Source organism: Alkalicoccobacillus plakortidis (assembly GCF_023703085.1).
GTDB lineage: Bacteria > Bacillota > Bacilli > Bacillales > Bacillaceae_D > Alkalicoccobacillus > Alkalicoccobacillus plakortidis.
Genome location: NZ_JAMQJY010000001.1, coordinates 1,943,294 through 1,965,091 on the forward strand (window position 1 = coordinate 1,943,294; position 21,798 = coordinate 1,965,091).

Consider the following 21,798-nt stretch of genomic DNA (forward strand, 5'->3'; position numbering starts at 1 on the left):
CACCTTCTCAATAAGCTCCATTACGCATCAGGACTTTCCAAACTGTTCTGAAAATAATCGATACATCCAAACTCACACTGCGATTCTTCACATAAAAAAGCTCAACATCCACACGCTCCGGATAGACAACTTCACTCCGACCCGTCACTTGCCAATAACCCGTTACCCCTGGTTTCACCGATAGAAAAAGATTCACTCTATCCCGATATTCCACAAGCTCGTCCTGAACTACAGGACGTGGACCCACCAAACTCATCTCACCTTTTAACACATTAATCAGCTGTGGAAGCTCATCTAGGCTTGTCTTACGCAAAAATGCCCCTATTTTTGTCACACGTGGATCCTCATGAGGCTCAAGCTTATAATTATTCGCCACATATTTTTGATAAAGTATTTCATCTGCTCTCATCTTGTCCTCCGCATCGATGACCATCGAACGAAATTTATAAATGTAAAACAACTTCCCATTTTTCCCTACACGTTGCTGCCTAAAGAAAATCGGACCTCGTTTCTCCTCAAATAAATACGATAAGCCAATCACCAAACAAAGCGGTAAAGTCATCACAAGACCAATGATTGCTCCACACACATCTAGCAAACGTTTCACATACAAATAACTAGGCTGATCCATTGTTGCATCTAAACTCTCACTTGCAGTATGAACAGAAGTTCCTTTAGATACGCCCATCCTTTACCTCCAATGGATCTGTCTTAGTCCGTTCTCAAATAAGAACGATCTCACAAAAAAATAGTCTCTTGCAAATGCCTAAGCAGACTCTCACCCTCCCCTCGAAAGGACCTGCTTACCCATTCGAATCTATAGCTACGAGGTTTCCCCCAGAGGCATCTAACCTCCCCTCACACTGCTCAGCGGCGACAAGCGCCTAAGGCCAAAACCCACAGAACAATCGAGTTCTTCCGACGATAACGGCTCAGGAAGAAGTAACCGAAAACATATACGATCGAAATTTATCAAACGATCGTTCTTAAATAAGAACTTGTCGTTCATTATAAAGTACGATTCAGGAATGATCAACTAAAAACCTATATATTTTTCATTATAACGAACAAAATCACGACTTTTCTCACACCTCTAATAAAATTAGTCTTACATATAGCGACAAAGGTATGACAATTTAATCAGGACTGAAAAGGGGGGGTGTGGAGGTGTGGCAAGAGTGTGGGCGCAAAAATGATATAAGGATAAAAATGGACCATTTTTATTCATTTAAGGAGGACCAAGACGGTGCTGGGATTTAGCAAGAGGAACTCATGCTTCTCCAAGATGCTTCGGTGCTTTAGCAAGCGCGATTCTCTTTACTCAGAGGAAATGACTCCTTATCAAGCCGGTTTATGCACTTACCAAGCGCAGCAACACTTTACCAAGCTCAGAACCCCTTCAGCAAGAACTTCCCTGCTCTTTTCAAGAGCTTGTGCCTCTTACCAAGAAACATATGTGTTACTTCAATTGAAATAAGGATAAAAATGAACCATTTTTAATTCATTTAAGGGGACCAAGACGGTGCTGAGATTTAGCAAGAGGAACTTCTGCTTCTCCAAGATGCTTCGGTGCTTTAGCAAGCGCAATTCTCTTTACTCAGAGGAAATGACTCCTTATCAAGCCGGTTTATGCACTTACCAAGCGCAGCACCTGATCAGCAAGAACTTCCTCACTCTTTCCAAGAGCTCTGTCCTCTTACCAAGACGCAGCAACACTTTGCCAAGCGCGGCTCTCAATCAGCAAGAACTTCTCCCCCTTACCAAGCGCAACATCAGCTTACCAAGAATCATCGCTCCTCTCCCCCTTCCCCCCACAACAAAAAAACTCCGACCGCATAGTCGGAGTTTAATCATGTTAACGATAAACCGGAATATCTAAGCTCAAGTTATATGAGCCAATACCCTGATAAAGATTGTACATGCTATGCACTTGTTTTGATGCCCAACCAATATCGGTTGCATATTGGTGAGTTGGACGGCCGTTACGTACCATTCCTTCTGGATTCCAACGCATTTTGTAAAGCGAATTTTGTCCAGCCAATACATATCGATCGCCAATAAACTTAGCTCCACCTACGATTGATTTATAAGGAGTTGTCCAAGCCTTGTTCATATGCATATTTTGAACCACATTCAATTGGGCAGCTGTCTACCGCGCCAATACCGTACATATTGTAAACAGTGACACCGTTATATTTCACTCCACGAGCAAGGGTAGAACCACCATTTCCTGTCTCAAGTAGTGCGTGAGAGAGTAAGTAAATGTCATTGATTCCGTGAGTTCGTCCTGCGTCAATGAATGCTTTTCCTTGTCCAGCTAAAGTTCCTTTGCCGCGCAAGTAATTGTTTAAAGCCGTTTCAGTTGCTCCACTTGTTTTTGCTAAGTCAAGGAACTGGAACTGTTGAATCTTATCGTTAATAAAGTTGTTCGGATCTAGGTAGTAGATAATATCTTTTTTCGTTGCATCTACCCAGAACAATTGATACCAGTCACCAGTTTGACGACGGATGGAAAGCCTTTTTCCATTTTTCAATTGATCTACAACTGCATAGTTTGTTCCAGGGCCACTACGAACATTAAGAGTTGTAGCATTTACGAAGTAGTTATTTCCACTTTTGCGTACATAATTTTTATGAACGTATTGAGTGTAGCGGTCTGTTTGAGCGTTTGCTCCGTACTGCATGTTTGCTGCTTGATCAAGTGTTAGGTTGTAGCTCGAATAAGTATCCTTATTTTTTGATAAATAACTCTCATGGATCCAAACTGTTCGATTGTTTAGAGTTCCACGATACCAAATATTATTGCCAACCTTTTCAGTTAAATTCGTTTTAAATATTTGGTTTCTATAGTTCGAAAGATTATAAACATGATCTTTCGACCCTCCCCACGCTTTTGAATAAGCTTTTCCTGTACCATCAATATAAAAATTAATTTGGTTCTTATCTGAAGTTGTATGTGCATGAGTACTAACATCTGAGGTGTGTACCCAACCTACTGTTCCATTTACTGCGCTTGGTTGTGTACTAATTAAATAATAGGTGCCTCCATTATAAACTGCTTCACGTTTAATATAATAAACCGTGTTTATTAATTGACTTGTATTTAATGTTGAACTATTACCTAACTCTTTATAAACTTTTGCACTTTTATATAAATGACCAAGTCTACCTGTAGAACTTTCCCCTACAACTGGATTAGTATCTAAATATGTGCTATGCATCCATACCGTTTTCCCATTTAACTTTCCTCGATACCAAGTATTATTACCAACTTTTTCTGTTAAACTAACTGAAAACTGATAGCCTTTATAATTCGATAGGTTATAGACTAAGTCCTTGGAACCGCCCCATGCTTTTGAATAGGCTTTTCCAATTCCCTTTACATAAAAAGTTTTCTGCGTTTTATCAACACCAGTGTGTGCATGTGTACTAATATCTGAGGTGTGCACCCAACCTACTGTTCCATTTACTGCGCTTGGTTGTGTACTAATTAAATAATAGGTGCCTCCATTATAAACTGCTTCACGTTTAATATAATAAACCGTGTTTATTAATTGACTTGTATTTAATGTTGAACTATTACCTAACTCTTTATAAACTTTTGCACTTTTATATAAATGACCAAGTCTACTTGTAGAACTTTCCCCTATAACTGGATTAGTATCTAAATATGTGCTATGCATCCATACCGTTTTCCCATTTAACTTTCCTCGATACCAAGTATTATTACCAACTTTTTCTGTTAAACTAACTGAAAACTGATAGCCTTTATAATTCGATAGGTTATAGACTAAGTCCTTGGAACCGCCCCATGCTTTTGAATAGGCTTTTCCAATTCCCTTTACATAAAAAGTTTTCTGCGTTTTATCAACACCGGTGTGTGCATGTGTACTAACATCTGAGGTGTGCACCCAACCTACTGTTCCATTTACTGCGCTTGGTTGTGTACTAATTAAATAATAGGTGCCTCCATTATAAACTGCTTCACGTTTAATATAATAAACCGTGTTTATTAATTGACTTGTATTTAATGTTGAACTATTACCTAACTCTTTATAAACTTTTGCACTTTTATATAAATGACCGAGTCTACTTGTTGACTTCTTAACAGGATCACTTGCCACTCTCATAGCGAACATGCTAAACATTGGCATGTCTTCTACTTCTTCTTCAATCGCAAGCTCTTCCTCTATTTTCTCTTCAGTTACAGTTTCTTCCACTGCTTCTTCTTCAGTCACAGCTTCTTCTGCTTCCTCTTCAGTCACAGCTTCTTCTTCTTCTGTTCCCTCTTCAGTTACAGTTTCTTCTGCTTCCTCTTCAGTTACAGTTTCTTCTGCTTCCTCTTCAGTTACAGTTTCTTCTGTTCCCTCTTCAGTTACAGTTTCTTCTGCTTCGTCCTCAGTCACAACTTCTTCCACTGCTTCTTCTTCAGTTACAGCTTCTTCTTCTGTTCCTTCTTCAGTTACAGCTTCTTCAACTGCTTCCTCTTCAGTCACAGCTTCTTCTTCAGTCACCATTTCTTCGTTTGCAGGTTCTTCTTCTTGCGTAAGAAGCAACAAGCAATCATTAAGAACAGATAATTCTTCTTCGTTAAGTTCGAGAAGAACAGTTAATTCCTCTTCAGTAAGTTCGAGTTGATCTAGGTCAAAGTCTTCTAGATCTTCTTTGCTAAGTTCGTCCCTTTTTAGTAGGTCAGATAGACAAGCATTTAAATCCTCAAGCTCATATGTATCCTCTTCTATCGTAATAGGGTCTTCGAAATCAGCAATAGGATCACTCGTTACATTAGATTCTGCAAGCGCAGCATATGGTGACAAAAGGTTAAACAATAGAAAAAAGACAACAAACATGGTGACAATTTTCTTCATACAAAACTCCTTTTTATAGTGTAGTAATAAAGGTTTACTTCTTAAAACCCAGTCCTATTATACTATATAGAACGGAACTGTTCCTACATAAATATGAAAAAATATCAAAAAGTCTAATGGTATTTTCACATTTTTGTAAAATATACAGTCTATTATTACATCGGTATTCTCAGATGAATGTTTACACTTTCAGGAAAAAAGAATACAAAAAACACAGTACCTAGTAGGCACTGCGTTTTCGTTTCTTTTGTTTTAACCACCAAACCATTAACAGGATGCCAATGGAGCCTCCGACCGTATCAATGATGACGTCACCGATCAAACCTTGACGTTCTGCACTGAAGTACTGGCGCGTCTCATCAATACTTGCATACATAAGTACCGAGAAGAATGTGATGGCTGCTGCCGTTCGTGTTCGCACAAAAAAGGCAAGTAATCTCGTAGCGAGAAAGCCTACTACAGCAAACACAGAGAGATGCGAGGCTTTGCGAATAAAAAATTCAACAAATCCAGCGACTCCATTCGCCTCAATACTTCGCGTTTGGTATCCATACGTGAAGGAGATCTTATTCACGAACGTATTCTCAAGCCAGTGAATCGGCAGCTTATTTAGCGTGGGCCGAATATCCTGGTTAGAGTATGGTTGAGACGTTGAGTAAAAAATGAGACTAATGACCCCCACAAGCAGGGCAGCAGTGATGTACAGCTTCGTTTTCTCTTGCAAGGAATCACCGTTCTTTCAAGGTTTAGATATTCATAAAATTGTAGCATTATTTTCCAAGGTGGACAATGTTAGATTTGCTCTGACCTGAGAGCGATAGAATCCTTTATCAGATCGATAACTTGCTCCATTTCTTGCTTTTTTTCTGGAAGTGAATGTTCTATCTCTTCCAATTTGTTGAGTGCTTCCTCAACAATAAGTTCGTTTCTTGCTTCTAAAGAAGTGAATAATAACAAATTCACATCAAGATACACTCTCGCTTCTTCTGTAAAAAAATCATGAAGTTCTTCGGCATTTTCAGGATACTGTTCATCTAAAAAGGTTGTAACAATATTTCTTTGACTATGAATCGTGTTGATTAAACCTTGCAATTCTCCCTCTTCAAGCTCAGCAAATCCTACTTCCTCCATTCGGATCAATGCTTCATTCAAGTCAGCTTGCTCCTCTAAATAGTATCCAACATATTCACCAAAAACGTTTAGATATTCATCTAGCTGTAGGCCAAGCATTAAAACAGTTACATCACCAATCGAATACGACTCCTGATCTAATAAATCTTCATATGTAGATAAATCGGTAGCTAAATCATGCTCCGTTACTTTCTCTTCATATTGCTCCAATTGATTATCAAAGTCGGAAATAAGACCAGCATATTCCTCAGCAAACCTCATAAAATCATTTTCCATTAATTGATACTCACTAAAAGATACGATTGATTCATGATTTCTTTTTAAATTAAGGAGATTAACATGAAGTTCCTGATATGGTTCGGGTATCCCTTCTTCCGTCGTTCTATCTAAATAAGTAGACATCGTCTCATCAAGTGCTTCTTGTTTTTCTTGGATATGGATAAGCGAATTGACATAATGCCCATCCTCAACAAGTCTATCAAAAAAAGTAGCACTGCTGACTGCAAGTCCCCGAGGTCTTTTTCTACCTCTGTAAGGGAGTCAAGATATTGTTCCTTCATATCAATCTCTTGCTCTTGTGACGGCTCCTCCGTATTGTTGCAAGCTGCCGATACTAATAGTACTGCTGAAATTGGAACAGCCGTCCATAAACCTGTACGTTCCAAATGAAACACACCTTTCTTCTTGCACGCTCTTATACTAAGTACTGTTTATTGTAACAATAATTTCTTGGTTTTGGGTGAGAATTCCATGACAATGATGAAAACACTATTAAATGAAAGAATATGCGGGAATCTATTTATCCTTATTCAGTGACTTCACGCAAAAAAGAGCCCCACCCTCCTCGGGTATGGCTCTAATCACTATCGCACAATCAACACTGGTATTTTAGCGTGCTTAGCTAGTTTATGGCTAACACTTCCTAGCACAAGGGTTTGCAATTCATTACGACCGCGGCTTCCGACAACTAAGCAGTCATAATCATTTTCCTTTAGGTGCAATAGAACCATGCGGGCGGGTTCACCACGCAAATAGAAGCTGCCAGTTGAAATCCCTTCTGATATAAGATATTCCGTATTTTCAGCAAGCATTCTTTTGGCTAAAGCGTCCGCCTCCGTGTTATCGCTATATAAAAAGACTTCCGAGTGACCTCTTACATCAACACAGTAAACGAGATCGATATGAACTTCTTTTTTATATGGCTCCACCATTTCTATTGCTTTTTCTATACCTTTTCTCGCATGTTTTGATCCGTCCGTTGCTACCAGTATTCGTTTAAACATATGCCACACTCCTGTCGCTATCTTGTATAATCTGAATAACCGGCCAGTTATTATTCTATACCCTTTTTTTCTATTAATAACACCTAAACCCTCAAAGGAAAGGTTTCCCAAATAGTGTTCAGGGTATGCATTAGGATAAATACCCAAAATAAGGAGGATACGATGTCAAAAAATGCGATCAAGGTACAGATTTTAATTAGACTGATATTTGCATTATTTTTAACTGTCTTTTTTATTACAGCAAGACAAACTGGAGTCGAGTACTCAATGATCTCATCCATTCTCTCAGGCATTGTCTTCACGATGCTTCTGATAGCAGGGTTTGCTTCTCTTAAAATGGGTTATCGAGCTATAGGAGTAGTGGATTTATCGACAGCTGTAGTCATATTGGGTTTCGGAATTTTGTTATAAAAAAAGAGCACTTTAACGGATCGTTAAAGTACTCACTTTGTTACTAATCCTATAATCTCACACCTGACCCAGGGCCTACCGGAATTCCAAATACGTAAAAGATAGCTAGCAGCAGTGTCATACCAACTAGTACACACACCGCATATGGAAGTGTTAAGGAGATAAGAGAACCAAACCCTGCATCCTTTTGATACTTCCGAATAAATTCTAGTGTAATCATCGTATACGCAGATAGTGGAGTAAGCATACTGGTAGAAGAATCACCAACACGATACGCCATTTGCGTGAAAGCAGGATCGTAGCCCAATTGAATAAACATTGGAATAAAAATTGGGGCAAAGATTGCCCACTGTCCAGAACCACTGGTGATTACTAGATTCATTAGAGAAGTCATTAATATAAAAGTAATGATCAATCCAAACCCGGTAAAATTCACAGCTTCAAGAAAGTTTGTTCCATTTACAGAAACCCACAGTCCGATACCCGACCACTGAAAAAAGGCAGTAAATTGCCCAATGAAAAATACTAGTACAATGAAGTTTCGCATGCTGCCAATGGCCTCACCCATATAATTAGCAACATCCTTCATACCAGAAATACGCTTCATCTTAATCCCATACGTCAAACCAATAAGAGCAAATAAAATCAGTAGATAGACCACAATCCCATCAATAAAAGGTGATGGCACCAATCCTCCGTCCTCATTTAGAAGGAAACTATTAGGCACGATCATACCCACAACAAGGATTGCAATATAGATAAAAGCTACTAAACCAGTTAACTTCAAAGCGCTTGTCTCTTCTTTTGAAACTGGCTCCGTTGACTCAACCACATCACCTGTATACGCTCCAAGGCGTGGTTCAGTCAGCTTTCTTGTGATTGTTCCTCCAATGATGGTACAGAGGAGCGCTCCAGCTATCATAAAGAAATAGTTACTAACTGGTGTCACCGTACCCTCTAAACTTAAGACAGCCATTGCTTCATTCGAAATCCCAGCTAATAACGGCTCATTTGATGTAATTAAGATACCTGTCGCATAGCCACTCGATACCCCAACAAAACCCGTCACCACACCCGCAATTGGGTGGCGGCCTAATGAATAATAAATAATACCCGCAAGTGGCGGCACAATTAAATAAGCAGAATCAGCAGCTACCGTCGCAAAGTTCCCCATAAAAAAGATTGCATAAGGCACCAACCAAACCGGAGCTGCCATCATCAATTTCTTAATAAAAGCCGACAAAAGCCCAACCCGCTCCGCTAAACCAATCCCTAACATAATCGTTAGCACTAACCCTAGCGGAGCAAAGCCCGTAAAGTTCTCAACCAAGCGTACTAGTCATAAAGGTAATCCCTTCACCACTCAATAAACTACGAATCTCCGTAACTTCCTCCGTCGCCGGATTTGTCACCGTCATCCAAGCAATCTGAAAAGCAGTAGACAAGACAAACAACAACCCTATCAATAGTAAAAAAATCGTAATCGGCTGCGGAAGCAAATTCCCTACTTTCTCCACTCCCATTAATACTCGTTGAAACCCTCGTCTGAACATCTAAACCGTGTCCCCTAACCTATGTATAGTCCCTGTCAGATATCCTAACATTCTGACAAATCAATGAATAGTAAACAATTCTAAAGGGGCGGGAGGAAGATTGCAAGGATAGAGATGTGGAGAGGAGTTGGGAGATTTGGCGGGAGAGTGTTAGTAAGAAGGATGACTGCGTTATCAAAAAAGAATGGTTAGTCATCAAGAGGCACTGGGGAATTAGTAAGAAAGGTTGTTGGATATAAAGACGAATTGAGGGGGTAGCAAGAGCGGAGGGGGCGTACTCAGAAGAATTGGAGGTTTAGCAAGAATGATTGATCTTTAGTCAGATGAATTGGGGTCTTATCAAGAGATAGTGATCCATACTAAGAAGAATTGATCCCTTAGCAAGAGCGTCCCACCCACACTAAGATAAAACCTCAATTACCAAGAACTAGACTTAAAAACCAAGAGCAATCAGTCAGGTCCATCCACCAAGTCGGACTCCAACACCACACACACCCCAAAATTCCCGAACAAAAAAAGACCCCGCTCCCCGAGGTCTGACTCCAACTCTATTTCCACAACGTTTCCTTATCGGCTACATTGCCACACCACAAGTCACTTTGACTCCAAAAATCTAGTGGTTCTCCTGATAGTTGCGTGATTTCTACTCCTGCTTCTATGGCAAGAACGGCGGCTCCGGCGTAGTCCCACGGGTTAATTTTGTTTGTGACAAATCCGTCGAGTTTGCCTGCTGCGACGTAGGCTAGCTCAATGGCTCCGACTCCCATCATGCGTAAGCCACGGACTTGTGCGCGAACTTGATTAATAGATGGTTGGCGATCAAAAAAGCTATGGTCCACTCCTATGACAGCTTCGTTTAATGGAGTAGTCTTCTTTTTCTCCAGTACGTTCCCGTTTAACCACGCGCCTTTGCCGACTTCAGCAGAGTAAAGATCGTCTGCGTGCACGTCTAGTACATAGCCTAAAGTGGGTTTGCTATCAACAACTACTCCAATTGAAATGGCGAAGTGCTTCTGTTGATGGACAAAGTTCATGGTTCCGTCTATTGGGTCGATAATCCAAACGGTGCCTGAGAGGTCCTTTGCTTGATCTGCTATTCCTTCTTCTCCAATGATATGGTCGTTAGGGAAATGCGATTGAATTTGGTCTACAAAATAGGTTTCGACTAATCGATCAATATCGGTCACCAGATCATTTGGGTTGGCTTTGGTTTCTACAGTAAAATCACCAAGCTTCTGCTTAATAAGCTGGCTTGCTTCGTTTAATGCTTTTTCGATAAACGCTTTATAGTCTTCCATTTCGTCCTCCTTATTCCATATGTGTCCACTCTTGAAATTGAGAGATCCATTTCTGTCGTTGGGTGCTTGATAATGTATGATCGGGGATTGTCATTAATAACTCGGATGGGTCAATAGCTTGTTCGGGCTGTGAGGCTGTGAGGTTGGTTAAGTACTGATAGCTTCCGACTCGTTTGCCAATTTCCTGCGCTTCTTTGGATAAGGCCCAGTCGACAAAGGTTTTGGCTTGTTCTGAGTTTTCAGCTGCTTGTGTGATGGCGACAGCACCGATTTCATACATCGTTGGTTCATTTGGATAGATGATAACTAATTCGTTATAGCCTTCATGTTTTAAGCGCATCGCGTCATGGGCAAACATAATCGTTGCTGCACTTTTTTTCGATCCAACCACACGTCCAGGCGCCATACCTGTTGAGGCATACTCCGACACGTTCGTATTAATATTTTCTACAACGGAACGAGTGCGTGATTCTCCATACAATTGATGAAGCATTGTTAATGTTAAGTACCCCGTTCCTGTAATACTCGGATCAGGTAAGGTAATCCAAGCCTTTGTATTCGACGCGTTGCAAATCTGTCCAAGCGTTTTGGTAGCTCCACGCCTTGTTCGAGGTGCCATTGTCGATTTGCTACTAGTGCTAACACACTGACATATACTCCTGTCCAGTTTCCTTCTGCATCATAATACAGTGGGTCAATTTCCTTTCGTTTATCCGATATATAAGGTGAAAGGAGTCCTTCCCGTTTTGCTTCTTCAAACAAAACGGAAGGACCACCATACCATACATCAATTTTTGTATCTCCTTTTTCGATTAGATCAAGGATTTTTCCGTTACTAAGCCGTTTAAAGACGACTTGAATGCCTGTGTCACGCTCAAATTGTTCAAATGCTTTAATCGCATGGGCATCGTCCATTCCTGCATAGATATAGAGAGTTTCTTTAGGATCTTGCACCTGACAGGAAGATAAAATAAGCATCATTAGTATACAAACATAGACTCTCCCTCTCACGATACCCTCCTCTCTCTATCATGAAGCAGGCACTACATGCAACGACTGCCTGGGAAAAGCGAACGGAGACCTCATCTCCTGCTGAATAGGTTTGCTTCCCACCGGGATCGGCAACGATGGCGTATAGTGAGACTCCACTATAATCAACCTCGTATTCCTGGATATGACCCATAAAAACACTTTTAGTCACTTTTGCTTTTTCCGTACCTTGCTCATCAATGATAATCGCTTCAGGACGAACCACAATGGAAACAGATTGTCCCTCTTTAAACTCTATTGCATTCTCTTGATAAACATCCAACTTGGAGTCCTTAGTCTGAACCGTTAGCTTTTCGTTGGTTGTACTTTCTACTTTACCATCTAAGAAATTTGCTGTTCCAATAAAATCAGAGACAAATTTAGATGTTGGTTGTTGATAGATCTCCATTGGTGTTCCAACCTGTTCGATCTTACCTGCATTCATGACAACAATTTGATCACTTAAGCTCATTGCCTCACTTTGATCATGCGTCACGTACACAGCTGTAATGCCAAGTTTTTTCTGAATTCGACGAATCTCATCTCTCATCGTAACTCGTAGCTTAGCATCCAGATTTGATAGTGGTTCATCAAATAATAACACACCTGGTTCCATAACCAATGCTCTTGCTAATGCAACACGTTGCTGCTGTCCTCCAGATAGCTTGTTTGGCATACGATTAGCATTGACATGTAGATTCATAATATCCATGATCGGAGTTACTCGTTTGTCTATTTCCTGCTTTGAAAGCTTCTTTAATCGTAGCCCATAACAAATGTTGTCATAAACAGTCATATGCGGAAACAAGGCATATGACTGGAACACCATCGTACAATCACGTTTATTAGCAGGAATTTGTTTAACGTTCTCATCTCCAAAGAAAATGTTTCCCTCTGACAGATCTTCAAAGCCTGCAATCATTCGTAGTGTTGTTGTTTTGCCGCAACCTGAAGGCCCAAGAAGTGTGGTGAATTGCCCTTCTTTTATATGAAGATTTATGTGATCAACCGCATGAGTCGATTTCCCTTGATCATCGGTGAATGTTTTCGTTACATTTTCTAGTTTAACGGATTTAGCCATCTCTTCTTCCTCCTTACAATGATATACTATCTTGCGCAACTTCTTTCACTTGACCTTTTTTTCCTTTGCGTTCAAAGGTCCAGCGTTTAGTGAAGAGATTTGTTAAGACATTCAGTACGAGCATCGCTGCAATCATTAAGATAATGAGTAGCGTACAATAGGCACTCGCTACACCAATTCTGCCTGATTCAACCTGAGCCAAGATAGAAGCTGTGATCAAGTTGTATTTAGCAGAGATTAAGAAAATAACAGCACTCATTGCAGTCATACTTTTTACAAATGTGTAGACAAGTGAGCTAAAGAATGCTGGACGGATAAGCGGAAGGACAATCGTGAAAAATGTTTTTGATCCGCTTGCTCCTAGATTTGTTGCTGCTTCCTCAATCGAAGGGTCAATCTGCTGAAGAGACGTTACACCTGAACGAATTCCAACAGGCATGGCACGAACGATAAAGGCTGCAATAATGATTAAGGCTGTTCCTGTAATCGCAAAAGGCGCCTGGTTGAAGGCTAGAATATATGAAATCCCAATAACTGTTCCTGGAATCGCAATTGACATCATACTTAGACCTTCCATTAAACGTTTGCCAGCAAAACGTTGGCGTACAATTAGATAGGCAAGCACCATCGCAAACAGTCCACCTATTGGGGTTGCAATTGCCGCTAATTTAAACGTATCAACTACAGCTTTCTGGCCAATTGAAAATACGTATTGATAGTGTTCCAGTGTAAAGCTATTGTTTACGCCCCATAGTTGAATAAAAGAACCAATTGGAACAAGCACATAGAATAGCGCGACCGTTGCAGAAATGAAGTAACAGATCGTAATCACAGCTAAACGAAAAGGTCCATCTGATACAAGTCTTCTAGCTGAAGTAGGTTTACCAGTAACCGTAACGTAGTTTTTCTTGCCTAACCAGAACTTCTGAATCGCGTATAGAATAACGGTTACAGATAATAAAAGCATGGCAAGCGCAGCACCCGACTGCATATTGTAGCTACCTACTGCTTGAAGGTAAATCTCTCTCGCAACCGTGTTATAATCTCCACCAATGGTCATTGGGTTTCCAAAGTCAGCCATTGATTGGATGAAAACTAGTAAGAATGCATTCCCAATTCCCGGTAAAGATAATGGCAAAGTCACTCGAGCAAATGTCTGCCACTTAGTTGAGCCAAGATTATCACTCGCTTCTTCAAGTGCCGGACTGATAGAACGAAGCAGACCTGATAACACGAGAAATGCGACTGGAAAGAAGGTTAACGTTTGGACTAAAATCAACCCGTGCAGCCCGTAGATATTAGCATTTTCCATTCCAAACAATGAGCTTGAGATGAAACCATTTCGACCAAATAATAAGATTGCAGATAAGGCAATAACAAATGGTGGTGAAATAATTGGTAGAATCGCAATGCCGTTAAACACCATCTTGAATGGAATTTTCACATAGGCAAAGACATACGCGAAAAAGTATGCAATGGCCGTAGATAATACCGACACGACACTCGCTAGTACAATTGAATTGATGAGGGAGCTCGAAAGCTGCCCTCCCGATAACACTCGTTGATATCCTGCAAATGAAAGTTCACTATTAGAGATAAAGCTCGCCAAGAAAATCTGTACGAGCGGATATGCAATAAAAACAATCAGGCAGGCCATAATTAGAACAATTAGGATAAGCCGCATTGGCTGTTTGAATAATTGTTGTCCTTTGGCTTTCACCTAAATCCCACCTTTCTCTTACTATTTAATAATGTCGCTTTCAAAGCGATCGATAATTTCTTGACGTCTATCCCCTGCTTCTAGTGGATCTGAGTCTACTAGAGTTAGCTCATCCAGTTTAACGGCCTTTTCTGGCTCTTCTGCATCTGGATGCGTTAGATTTTGGAAGTTATTCGTTGTTTTACCGACTTCCTGTGCACTTGGTGAAACAGACCAATCTATAAACTGCTCTGCAAGCTCTTCATTTTTTGACCCTTCAATAATGGCAGATGAGCCGATTTCAAAGCCTGTTCCTTCTTCAGGGAAAGAAAGTACAATATCTTCAAATCCTTCTTCCTGATACTTAATAATATCGTGAGCAAACAAGATGCCCGCTCCAGCTTCATTTAAACCAACCATTCTTCCTGGTGCTGATCCACTTGTTGTGTATTGTTGAATTTGCGGATGTAGCTCACTCAAATACTCAAAACCAGGATCGTCCCCACCTTTTGACTCAAGGATTGAGTATAAAGCTGTATATGCTGTTCCAGATGAACTTGGATGAGCCATTACGAGCTCATTTGTATATGCTGGATCTAGGAAATCATCCCAACTAGTTGGCGCTTCAAGTCCATTTTTATCAAGGAAGTTTTGATTTGTTGCAAAACCAATGACACCTACGTAGACTCCTGACCAATACCCTTCACTATCCTTATACTCATCTGGAATCACGTCCGCTTCAGGCGATTGATACGCGTGAAGTAAGCCTTCCTTTTGAGCCGCTACAAAGGTATCTGCTGGACCTCCGTACCAAATATCAGCTTGTGGATTGTTTTTCTCAGCTCGAACTTTTGCTAAAATCTCTCCTGCTGACATCCGAACCATATTAACATCTATACCTGTCTCTTCAGTGAATTTATCTATTGCCGCAACTGCGTGGTCTTCTTGGAACCCAACATAAACCGTTAATGTCCCTCCTGAATCAGCACCTTGTGAACAACCGCCCAACGCAATTAGTCCTGTTAAACCCCCAGCTAGTAACCAGTGTTTTTTCATGTGTATTTCCCCCTTGTCTTTATAGATAAAGCATAATTGTATGCGGTTACAAAAAGAAGACCAAATCTCTGCCGTTTCAATAGGCGAAGATTTGGTCTTCTAAAAAAATGTGATTATTGCAGCAACCATCCGAGTAATGTGCCGATTAGCTGCAGATCCGTATCACCAAATGTTGTGCGTGTATAACCTAGCTCTGTTAAAAAAGGCAGCAGAAGCAATGGTAGTAACGAGATCAGCAAACCATGAACCGGACCAATTACCAAAAGCGCACGTATTCCGCGCAAACGATAGGCAATCACTCCCGCGGCTCCACCTGAGAAAAAGTGTGGAATCACACCAGGAATGATCACTGTATACTGAATCTGCAGCATCACTAGCATCGCGACAATACCCGCACCAAAACTTAACAAAAAGCCAACAATGGCAGCAAGTGGCGCATAGGGGAAAAGCACTGGTGCATCAATAGCTGGGATCGAGCCTTTGATCCATTTACGAGAAATCCCTTCAAATGCAGGAACAATTTCTGAGACCATCATGCGCACTCCATTGATAATGCTGTACATACCCGCAGTGAACCATAAGGATTGAATGATTGCGTACACAAAAAATGGCTGATTGCCAAACAGACTGGTCATACCCTCTTGAAAAGAGAAGAGTGCCGCCCCAAAGAAAAGAGCAAACGAAAACAAACAAATCACTAGAATATGGTCCTGCATAAGTGGTTCAAACCGACGCAAAAATGCAGGAAATTGATAGGTCTGCTCTCTCTTTTTAAATAACGCCTTACTCAGAAACCCAGAGAGAAAGTAGCCAACACTATTAAAATGGCCAATCGCCATGCGATCATCTCCCGTAACGCTCCGAACGTAAGGCTGAATCAAGGCCGGCGCAAAGGTCATTGCTAATGCTAAAACTGAACCTCCGATCAAAAACTGCCATGACCCAAGATACGTTGGTTGCAAAACAGCTACGATCACAGCCCCCATAAATAAGACCTGATGACCCGATAGAAAAATATATTTAAAAGGGGTAAACCTAGCAAGTAATAGATGCATCACTAACGCAATCGTGACAGTGATCGCAACTTCTCGACCAAAGTTAATTTGAACCAACGCCATGACTGCTTCATTATGGGGAATAAATCCAATAATTTGAAAGCGATCCTGCACCAATACGGCCAGGTTAGACAATGAGACACCCGCAGCCGATGCACCAATTTGTAGCAAGGCTGTCCCGACCATCACTTTAATTGTTCCACTAAGCGTACGATAAAAACTAGCACGTGCGAGTAGAAACCCAATAAAAGCCGCTAGCCCTAGCAGCAGTGTCGGTTCCCCAATGATTTGACCACCAAAAAATTCAAACTGACTCATCGAGAATTCCGCCAAGCCTTGAATGGTATGTGAATCTGCCAATCTTTCTTCTACATGGTGCTTGTCCGCCACATACGTTAAACTAAGCACCTCAGTCCCTCTATCAAGCAATTGCTCTACAACCTGGCGCGCACCAATGATGAGATCTGCTTGAGTAAAGGAGGCACTCCCTACATCTGTTTGTTCAATCCAAACATCATGAATGCCCCAATCCTCCAACAGCCTAGACACTTGAATTTTCAGCATCAGACTGGTGCCAAGCCCACCAGAACAAACCACAAGTATTTTACGCATCATGATCATCCTCCTCAAAGACACGCATCCAATCCCAGACGCTCTCTTTGCTTGATTCTTCTTGAAGCCATTTCACCTTTTCCTCTGAATGAATGGTCTCAAGTATCATCTCAACAACCTTGCTGTGCTGCGATTGATCAACAGGAGCTAATAAAATCACCCACCAGACAAAGTCATCTGAGCTTCCAAACTGAATCGGTTCTTCTAATGTCATTATAGCAAACCCACAGCCCTTAACGGACGAACTTCGTAGATGCGGAAAAGCAATGCCAGGAGCGATAATATAGGAATGATGACCCGACTCGACTTCTCGAATTAACTCCTCCCCATAACCCGAACGAACAAACTGATTCCGCTCAAGACTCGTGTGCAAGGCTTGAATACAACTGCGCCAATCTCTTCCTGATTCCTGAAGAAAAATACAATCAATGGCTGTTAATGATGTCACGCGACCAATCCTCTTCCTGCTCCCTGTAAAAAACCGATATAAATCCTGATAGAGAGCACGAGGCTTTTCAAGAGTTGTATGAGACGTCACAAGATCAAAAACAGATTGTACCGTGTCAATCACATCTAAATCTGTCTTAACTTGTGTCGCTTGCACACCTAAGCGTTCCTCTAGTATTTTCTGCTCCTTAAGATTTACAAGCGGAGACACTTTAATCCAATCAACCTGCATGCGTGTGGTAAAAGGAATGGTCGTAATCAATAAATCAACCTCAGCTTGATTCAATTGATGCGCTTGTTGCACAGAAAATTGTCCCACCACCACAACCTGTGGGAACAACCGCCGAATCGCCCCTTCAAGCATCATCGACGTGCCAACTCCAGAACTGCACACAATCGCCACTCTCCTAACCGGCAGCTGAGGCTTGTGCACTAATGCAGCGCAAAGATGAATGGCCAGAAACCCTATCTCATGCTTACTCATCTTACTTAATCCCCACTCAGGCGAGCTCTGAATGAAGGACTGCAGTTGATCCAAATAAACCCCATATTCCTGCTCCAGCTGAGAATAGAAGGAATTTTCAATAGCTGTACCATATTTCAAACGATAGAACGCCGATTTCAAATGAATTGACAGACCCGAAATGACATCCTCTCTTCTGATGAGCCTCGTTTGATTCTCTTGCTCAAATCGAGTGACAATAGCCCGAGCCGTTTGTTCATTTGAATAAGATATTTGATTGGAGTGACTTAATCGTCTGGCTCCTAACACATGCATGGTAATATACGATAACTCATTTAAAAAAGCCTCTGAACTCTCATCCAATCCCAAAATCCTCGCAAACTCAACTCTCGCTTGCCCATAAGAATCCTGCTCCAATACACGAAGCTCATCATCACTCGTTAACTCAATGAAATGCCCCATACGAACCCGACTCACCTGTGCTAATCCATTCAAAAACAACTCATATTTACTATCATCAACAAAATAACTTTCACCAACAGACTCAATCAAATGAATCAACCGAACCAAATCCGTACCCCACAACTCACAAGACTGAAGCAAGCTATCTGTCGGCAAATGAATGTCTTCCTCACTCACAAACATCGGAAACACATCCTGCTCCGGCAAAATCTCCCGTAACAAATCAACAAACAGCATCCGTTTATGCCGCTCACTTCCCTGCAAAAAAAGCCTCCTACTTTCCCTCACCAGAACTAGCTCATAATCTGCCAGCTGCTGCTTCATCCGATTCAAATCATTCTGCAACGTACTCTGGCTAATCTGATACTCTTCCTGTAACTCCTCAATCGGAAGAAATTCCTGTACCAACAGCCTTTTCTGCGTATCCAACCAACGCTGATTTGCACTCAAAAAATCCTGACTTTCATGAAGCGCTTTCAAAAGATTCTGCTCCTGCTCCCGTGTCACCACAAGCCGCGCTCCCCGCTTCCGATTGCGCTCCAACGTCAAATCCGCCCCAACCTCAAGCAGCCACTCCTCAATCTCAAGCAAATCCTGCCGAATCGTCCGAGGTGACAACTGATACACTTCCTTAATCGTACCAAGCGAAACAAAATCCCGCTCACTCATTAACCGCTCAAGTAACTCCTTTTGTCTAACTGAAAGCAATCCGTTCTCCTCCTACAACAATCCAATGCGTGCGTGTTATTTGTTTATTAACATATACAATTTTGAGGAGGAGGGCAAGGGGGGAGTCGTTGTAAGAATATCAAGTACTTATTTAATTAGATTATCTAATGTGAACGTAATTGGGTGATTGATCGTGGTTTGAAGAGACAGAGTGCGTTACCAAGAGGAATGGATGAAGCATCAAGGTAGAATGGGGTATTATCCAGAGGTAGCAGGCTTCTCCAAGAGAGTTTGAGTAGTTATCAAGAAGTAAAGGCAGTTTAGTAAGTGAGGTTGATCATTATTAAGACGCTTTGTGACTATATCAAGAGCGGCTCGTTCTTAGTAAAAGGATTTGGGGCCTTACCAAGAGCTTCCAGCTCTTCTAGCAAGATGGAGCGGGACCACGCCACCATTTCAAACATCAGCCCTCTTAAACCCGAAAAAAAGACCCCAAAAAGGAGGGCAGTCGTTCATCACGTCACAAGTGTACTAAGAATATCAAGCACTTCTTCCATCGTTTCATGAGAAACTTCTTCTACCACTTTAATATTGTTCCTACGCGAACGAATATCGAGGCTTTTAATATGATGAACAAGAACCACGCCACTAGTGTCCAAATGATTTGGAAGCTCCACTTCAAATGCATTCCCTCGGATTGTATTTGTGATCGGACATACCAAGGCAAACGGTGTTACAGTATTAAAAGCCTCCGGTGATATCACTAAAGCTGGTCGAAAGCCAGCTTGTTCATGACCACTCTGAGGATCAAAGCTAATCTTAATTATATCTCCACGCTTTAATACCATTACCACAATTCCTCCCCTTCAGGGCGACCCCAATCAATCTCTTTATGTTCTTTTTCTGGGTCGTACTTACTTAGAAGTTCATCTAAAGTTTGTTTTTTCCTAGCCTTCTTAATTACGATGGTTCCATTTATGAGTTCCATATCAAGTTTGCTTCCGTTTTCAATACCTAGCATTTTTTTGTATGAAGCAGGAATGCGCACTCCTGAGCTATTGCCCCATTTTTGGAGAACTGTTGATTCCTTTAATGTACTATCTGAAATTCGTCCATGAACAGCTCGCATGTTATCCTCTCCTTTGGATCTTTTCTTCATGGTATCAAACACCTCCCTTGATGTATATCTTTATGTATATACATTATGAAGGATATCCAGAATTCGTTCGGAACATTACTGTTTTAAAAAATCAATTGAATATTTTTTTGAACCATTGATATTCCACTCTATTGTTAGCTTGATATTTTGATTTCACGGAATTCTCTTTGAACCCTTGTTGGAAATCGTTTAAAGTACTTTGGATAGATTGATACTTGTGTAAACCTTCTATACTTCTAACATACCCAATCTGACCAAGTGTTTTAATTATCTTAGACTTAAAATCTATAAATTCTTCAAAACTTGAAAAATCACAATCTAATATACTTATGTAATTACGATTTATTTGCTGATGTATAGAGTTTGGGGCGAGTTGTTTATTATCTTTTAAAATAATTCCAGTAATTTTTTTATGGGAGTGGTTATAAAATTGGTTAATCTTTTCAGGGTGGATAGTTAGCTTGGTGCCGAAAAGCGATACTCTTTACTTTATTAATAAATGATGAGGTGATTTTTCGATTGGAGGAGAAGGTTAAGTCATCAACATAAACACTAAATTTCATATTTTTCATTTGTGTTAAACGATTAAGCCCATTAAAAAGATCAAAATAAACAAGATAACTCAGAATTGAGCTAGTAGGAAAACCTTGAGGTAACCTTCTTATTTTCTTTTCATCTTTTTTTTCTTCAACATCTTCATGTGTAACAAGCATAGTCACTATTTTAGCAACATCCACACTCATCTTAAGCTTATCTTTAAAGAACTTATATACATACACCTCAGAAGTTGAAGGAAAAAAGTTCTTCAAATCCATGGTGCAAACATATGGCTTATTATCATGATAACGTGCATTACTCAAAGCATTTCTTTTCTTTAAACCAGAATGTAGATAATCAGGAAAGTCTATATTTTGAAGGAAAAGGTTGATCTTACGTAGAATTTTTTTGTATGGTTTTGAGGGATTTAATATGACTCGTGTCTTACCTGCTTTTTCGATGGTAAATCTATAGCACATAAGATTTTTATCCAGATGTTTAAAAAATTTCGGATCTCTTATTCCAAGAATAGTTGCCAATCTTCTTTTACTCTTTAATTGATAAAAAGCATGAGCCTCTGATATTTTCAAAGAAACCACCCTTAGAAATTGATATAAAAGATTAGAGATCATATCATAAATTTTAGACATGAACCATGAAACATTGTTAATAACAACATCAAGCAGTCTAGAGAGAAGATTACGAATGAAAATATCTAATACATATCTTATCCATACATTCTTTGATTTTTTTCGACCATGCTTCTCTTTCCTACTTGGCCTTGCTTCATGATAATGGTTCCGGTCTCTACCAACGGACTTTTTATCCATAGGCTAGTTCCTCCTTCCTAACTATGTAGGGCTCGAATATGAACCCCCTCTGCTTAATTGTTAGTGGATTGAAACTAATTGGGTAACCATTTATCTCTAATCTTCGTAGCTCTGCGTATACCGTATCTAATTGCAGAGTATATTTGAATGAATAG

21 protein-coding genes are annotated in these 21,798 nt (G+C 40.5%); 1 reads left to right on the plus strand and 20 read right to left on the minus strand.

The annotated features are described in order from the left end of the window. Positions 1-7: 7 nt before the first annotated feature. From NDM98_RS10345 to NDM98_RS10375, 7 genes are all read right to left on the minus strand, one after another. Complete coding sequence (locus NDM98_RS10345) at positions 8-688, minus strand: sugar transferase (protein WP_373370370.1); 681 nt, start codon at positions 686-688, stop codon at positions 8-10. Positions 689-1,855: 1,167 nt separating this feature from the next. Continuing rightward, positions 1,856-2,119, minus strand: a complete 264-nt coding sequence (locus NDM98_RS10350; protein WP_251607138.1) for a hypothetical protein — start codon at positions 2,117-2,119, stop codon at positions 1,856-1,858. After that, entirely contained in the window at positions 2,085-4,868 is a 2,784-nt protein-coding gene (locus NDM98_RS10355; RefSeq protein ID WP_251607141.1) for a GW dipeptide domain-containing protein, read from the minus strand. The genes NDM98_RS10350 and NDM98_RS10355 overlap by 35 nt, the downstream gene beginning before the upstream one ends. Before the next feature lie 220 nt (positions 4,869-5,088). Next, positions 5,089-5,592: a VanZ family protein gene (locus NDM98_RS10360; RefSeq protein ID WP_251607144.1), complete on the minus strand. Its 504-nt coding sequence runs from the start codon at positions 5,590-5,592 to the stop codon at positions 5,089-5,091. 68 nt (positions 5,593-5,660) lie between these two features. Further along, positions 5,661-6,401: a hypothetical protein gene (locus NDM98_RS10365; protein ID WP_251607147.1), complete on the minus strand. Its 741-nt coding sequence runs from the start codon at positions 6,399-6,401 to the stop codon at positions 5,661-5,663. Then, complete coding sequence (locus NDM98_RS10370; RefSeq protein ID WP_251607150.1) at positions 6,386-6,664, minus strand: hypothetical protein; 279 nt, start codon at positions 6,662-6,664, stop codon at positions 6,386-6,388. The genes NDM98_RS10365 and NDM98_RS10370 overlap by 16 nt, the downstream gene beginning before the upstream one ends. Before the next feature lie 198 nt (positions 6,665-6,862). Further along, complete coding sequence (locus NDM98_RS10375) at positions 6,863-7,282, minus strand: universal stress protein (RefSeq protein ID WP_251607153.1); 420 nt, start codon at positions 7,280-7,282, stop codon at positions 6,863-6,865. A 162-nt stretch (positions 7,283-7,444) separates the two neighbouring features. Between NDM98_RS10375 and NDM98_RS10380 the strand changes: the two genes are divergently transcribed. Next, positions 7,445-7,693: a hypothetical protein gene (locus NDM98_RS10380; RefSeq protein ID WP_251607156.1), complete on the plus strand. Its 249-nt coding sequence runs from the start codon at positions 7,445-7,447 to the stop codon at positions 7,691-7,693. A gap of 49 nt (positions 7,694-7,742) precedes the next feature. Here NDM98_RS10380 and NDM98_RS10385 read toward each other — a convergent pair whose 3' ends face one another. The 13 genes from NDM98_RS10385 to NDM98_RS10445 form a co-directional block, all read right to left on the minus strand. Beyond that, on the minus strand, positions 7,743-9,023 hold the full coding sequence (locus NDM98_RS10385; RefSeq protein WP_251607159.1) for an AbgT family transporter: 1,281 nt from the start codon (positions 9,021-9,023) through the stop codon (positions 7,743-7,745). After that, entirely contained in the window at positions 9,016-9,246 is a 231-nt protein-coding gene (locus tag NDM98_RS10390) for an AbgT family transporter (RefSeq protein WP_251607162.1), read from the minus strand. The genes NDM98_RS10385 and NDM98_RS10390 overlap by 8 nt, the downstream gene beginning before the upstream one ends. Before the next feature lie 548 nt (positions 9,247-9,794). Then, on the minus strand, positions 9,795-10,544 hold the full coding sequence (locus NDM98_RS10395; RefSeq protein ID WP_251607166.1) for an inositol monophosphatase family protein: 750 nt from the start codon (positions 10,542-10,544) through the stop codon (positions 9,795-9,797). Between the two features lie 10 nt (positions 10,545-10,554). Next, on the minus strand, positions 10,555-11,163 hold the full coding sequence (locus tag NDM98_RS10400) for a substrate-binding domain-containing protein (RefSeq protein ID WP_373370371.1): 609 nt from the start codon (positions 11,161-11,163) through the stop codon (positions 10,555-10,557). Continuing rightward, positions 11,046-11,555, minus strand: a complete 510-nt coding sequence (locus NDM98_RS10405; protein WP_251607172.1) for a type 2 periplasmic-binding domain-containing protein — start codon at positions 11,553-11,555, stop codon at positions 11,046-11,048. Before NDM98_RS10405 ends, NDM98_RS10400 begins: the two co-directional genes overlap by 118 nt. Then, on the minus strand, positions 11,485-12,654 hold the full coding sequence (locus NDM98_RS10410; RefSeq protein WP_251607175.1) for an ABC transporter ATP-binding protein: 1,170 nt from the start codon (positions 12,652-12,654) through the stop codon (positions 11,485-11,487). Before NDM98_RS10410 ends, NDM98_RS10405 begins: the two co-directional genes overlap by 71 nt. 13 nt (positions 12,655-12,667) lie before the next feature. Continuing rightward, positions 12,668-14,374, minus strand: a complete 1,707-nt coding sequence (locus tag NDM98_RS10415; protein WP_251607178.1) for an ABC transporter permease — start codon at positions 14,372-14,374, stop codon at positions 12,668-12,670. Between the two features lie 21 nt (positions 14,375-14,395). Next, on the minus strand, positions 14,396-15,409 hold the full coding sequence (locus NDM98_RS10420) for an ABC transporter substrate-binding protein (RefSeq protein ID WP_251607181.1): 1,014 nt from the start codon (positions 15,407-15,409) through the stop codon (positions 14,396-14,398). A 113-nt stretch (positions 15,410-15,522) separates the two neighbouring features. Continuing rightward, positions 15,523-17,079, minus strand: coding sequence for a PTS transporter subunit IIC (locus tag NDM98_RS10425; protein WP_251607184.1), 1,557 nt, complete (start codon positions 17,077-17,079; stop codon positions 15,523-15,525). Beyond that, positions 17,069-19,156: a BglG family transcription antiterminator gene (locus tag NDM98_RS10430; protein WP_251607187.1), complete on the minus strand. Its 2,088-nt coding sequence runs from the start codon at positions 19,154-19,156 to the stop codon at positions 17,069-17,071. Before NDM98_RS10430 ends, NDM98_RS10425 begins: the two co-directional genes overlap by 11 nt. A 476-nt stretch (positions 19,157-19,632) precedes the next feature. Next, a complete protein-coding gene (locus NDM98_RS10435) occupies positions 19,633-19,965 on the minus strand; it encodes a type II toxin-antitoxin system PemK/MazF family toxin (protein ID WP_251607190.1) in 333 nt (110 codons plus the stop codon). Continuing rightward, positions 19,965-20,246 carry an AbrB/MazE/SpoVT family DNA-binding domain-containing protein gene (locus NDM98_RS10440; protein ID WP_251607193.1) on the minus strand — a complete coding sequence of 94 codons (282 nt, stop codon included), beginning with the start codon at positions 20,244-20,246 and terminating at the stop codon, positions 19,965-19,967. The genes NDM98_RS10435 and NDM98_RS10440 overlap by 1 nt, the downstream gene beginning before the upstream one ends. Before the next feature lie 473 nt (positions 20,247-20,719). Beyond that, a complete protein-coding gene (locus NDM98_RS10445) occupies positions 20,720-21,643 on the minus strand; it encodes a reverse transcriptase family protein (RefSeq protein WP_251607196.1) in 924 nt (307 codons plus the stop codon). Positions 21,644-21,798 lie beyond the last annotated feature (155 nt).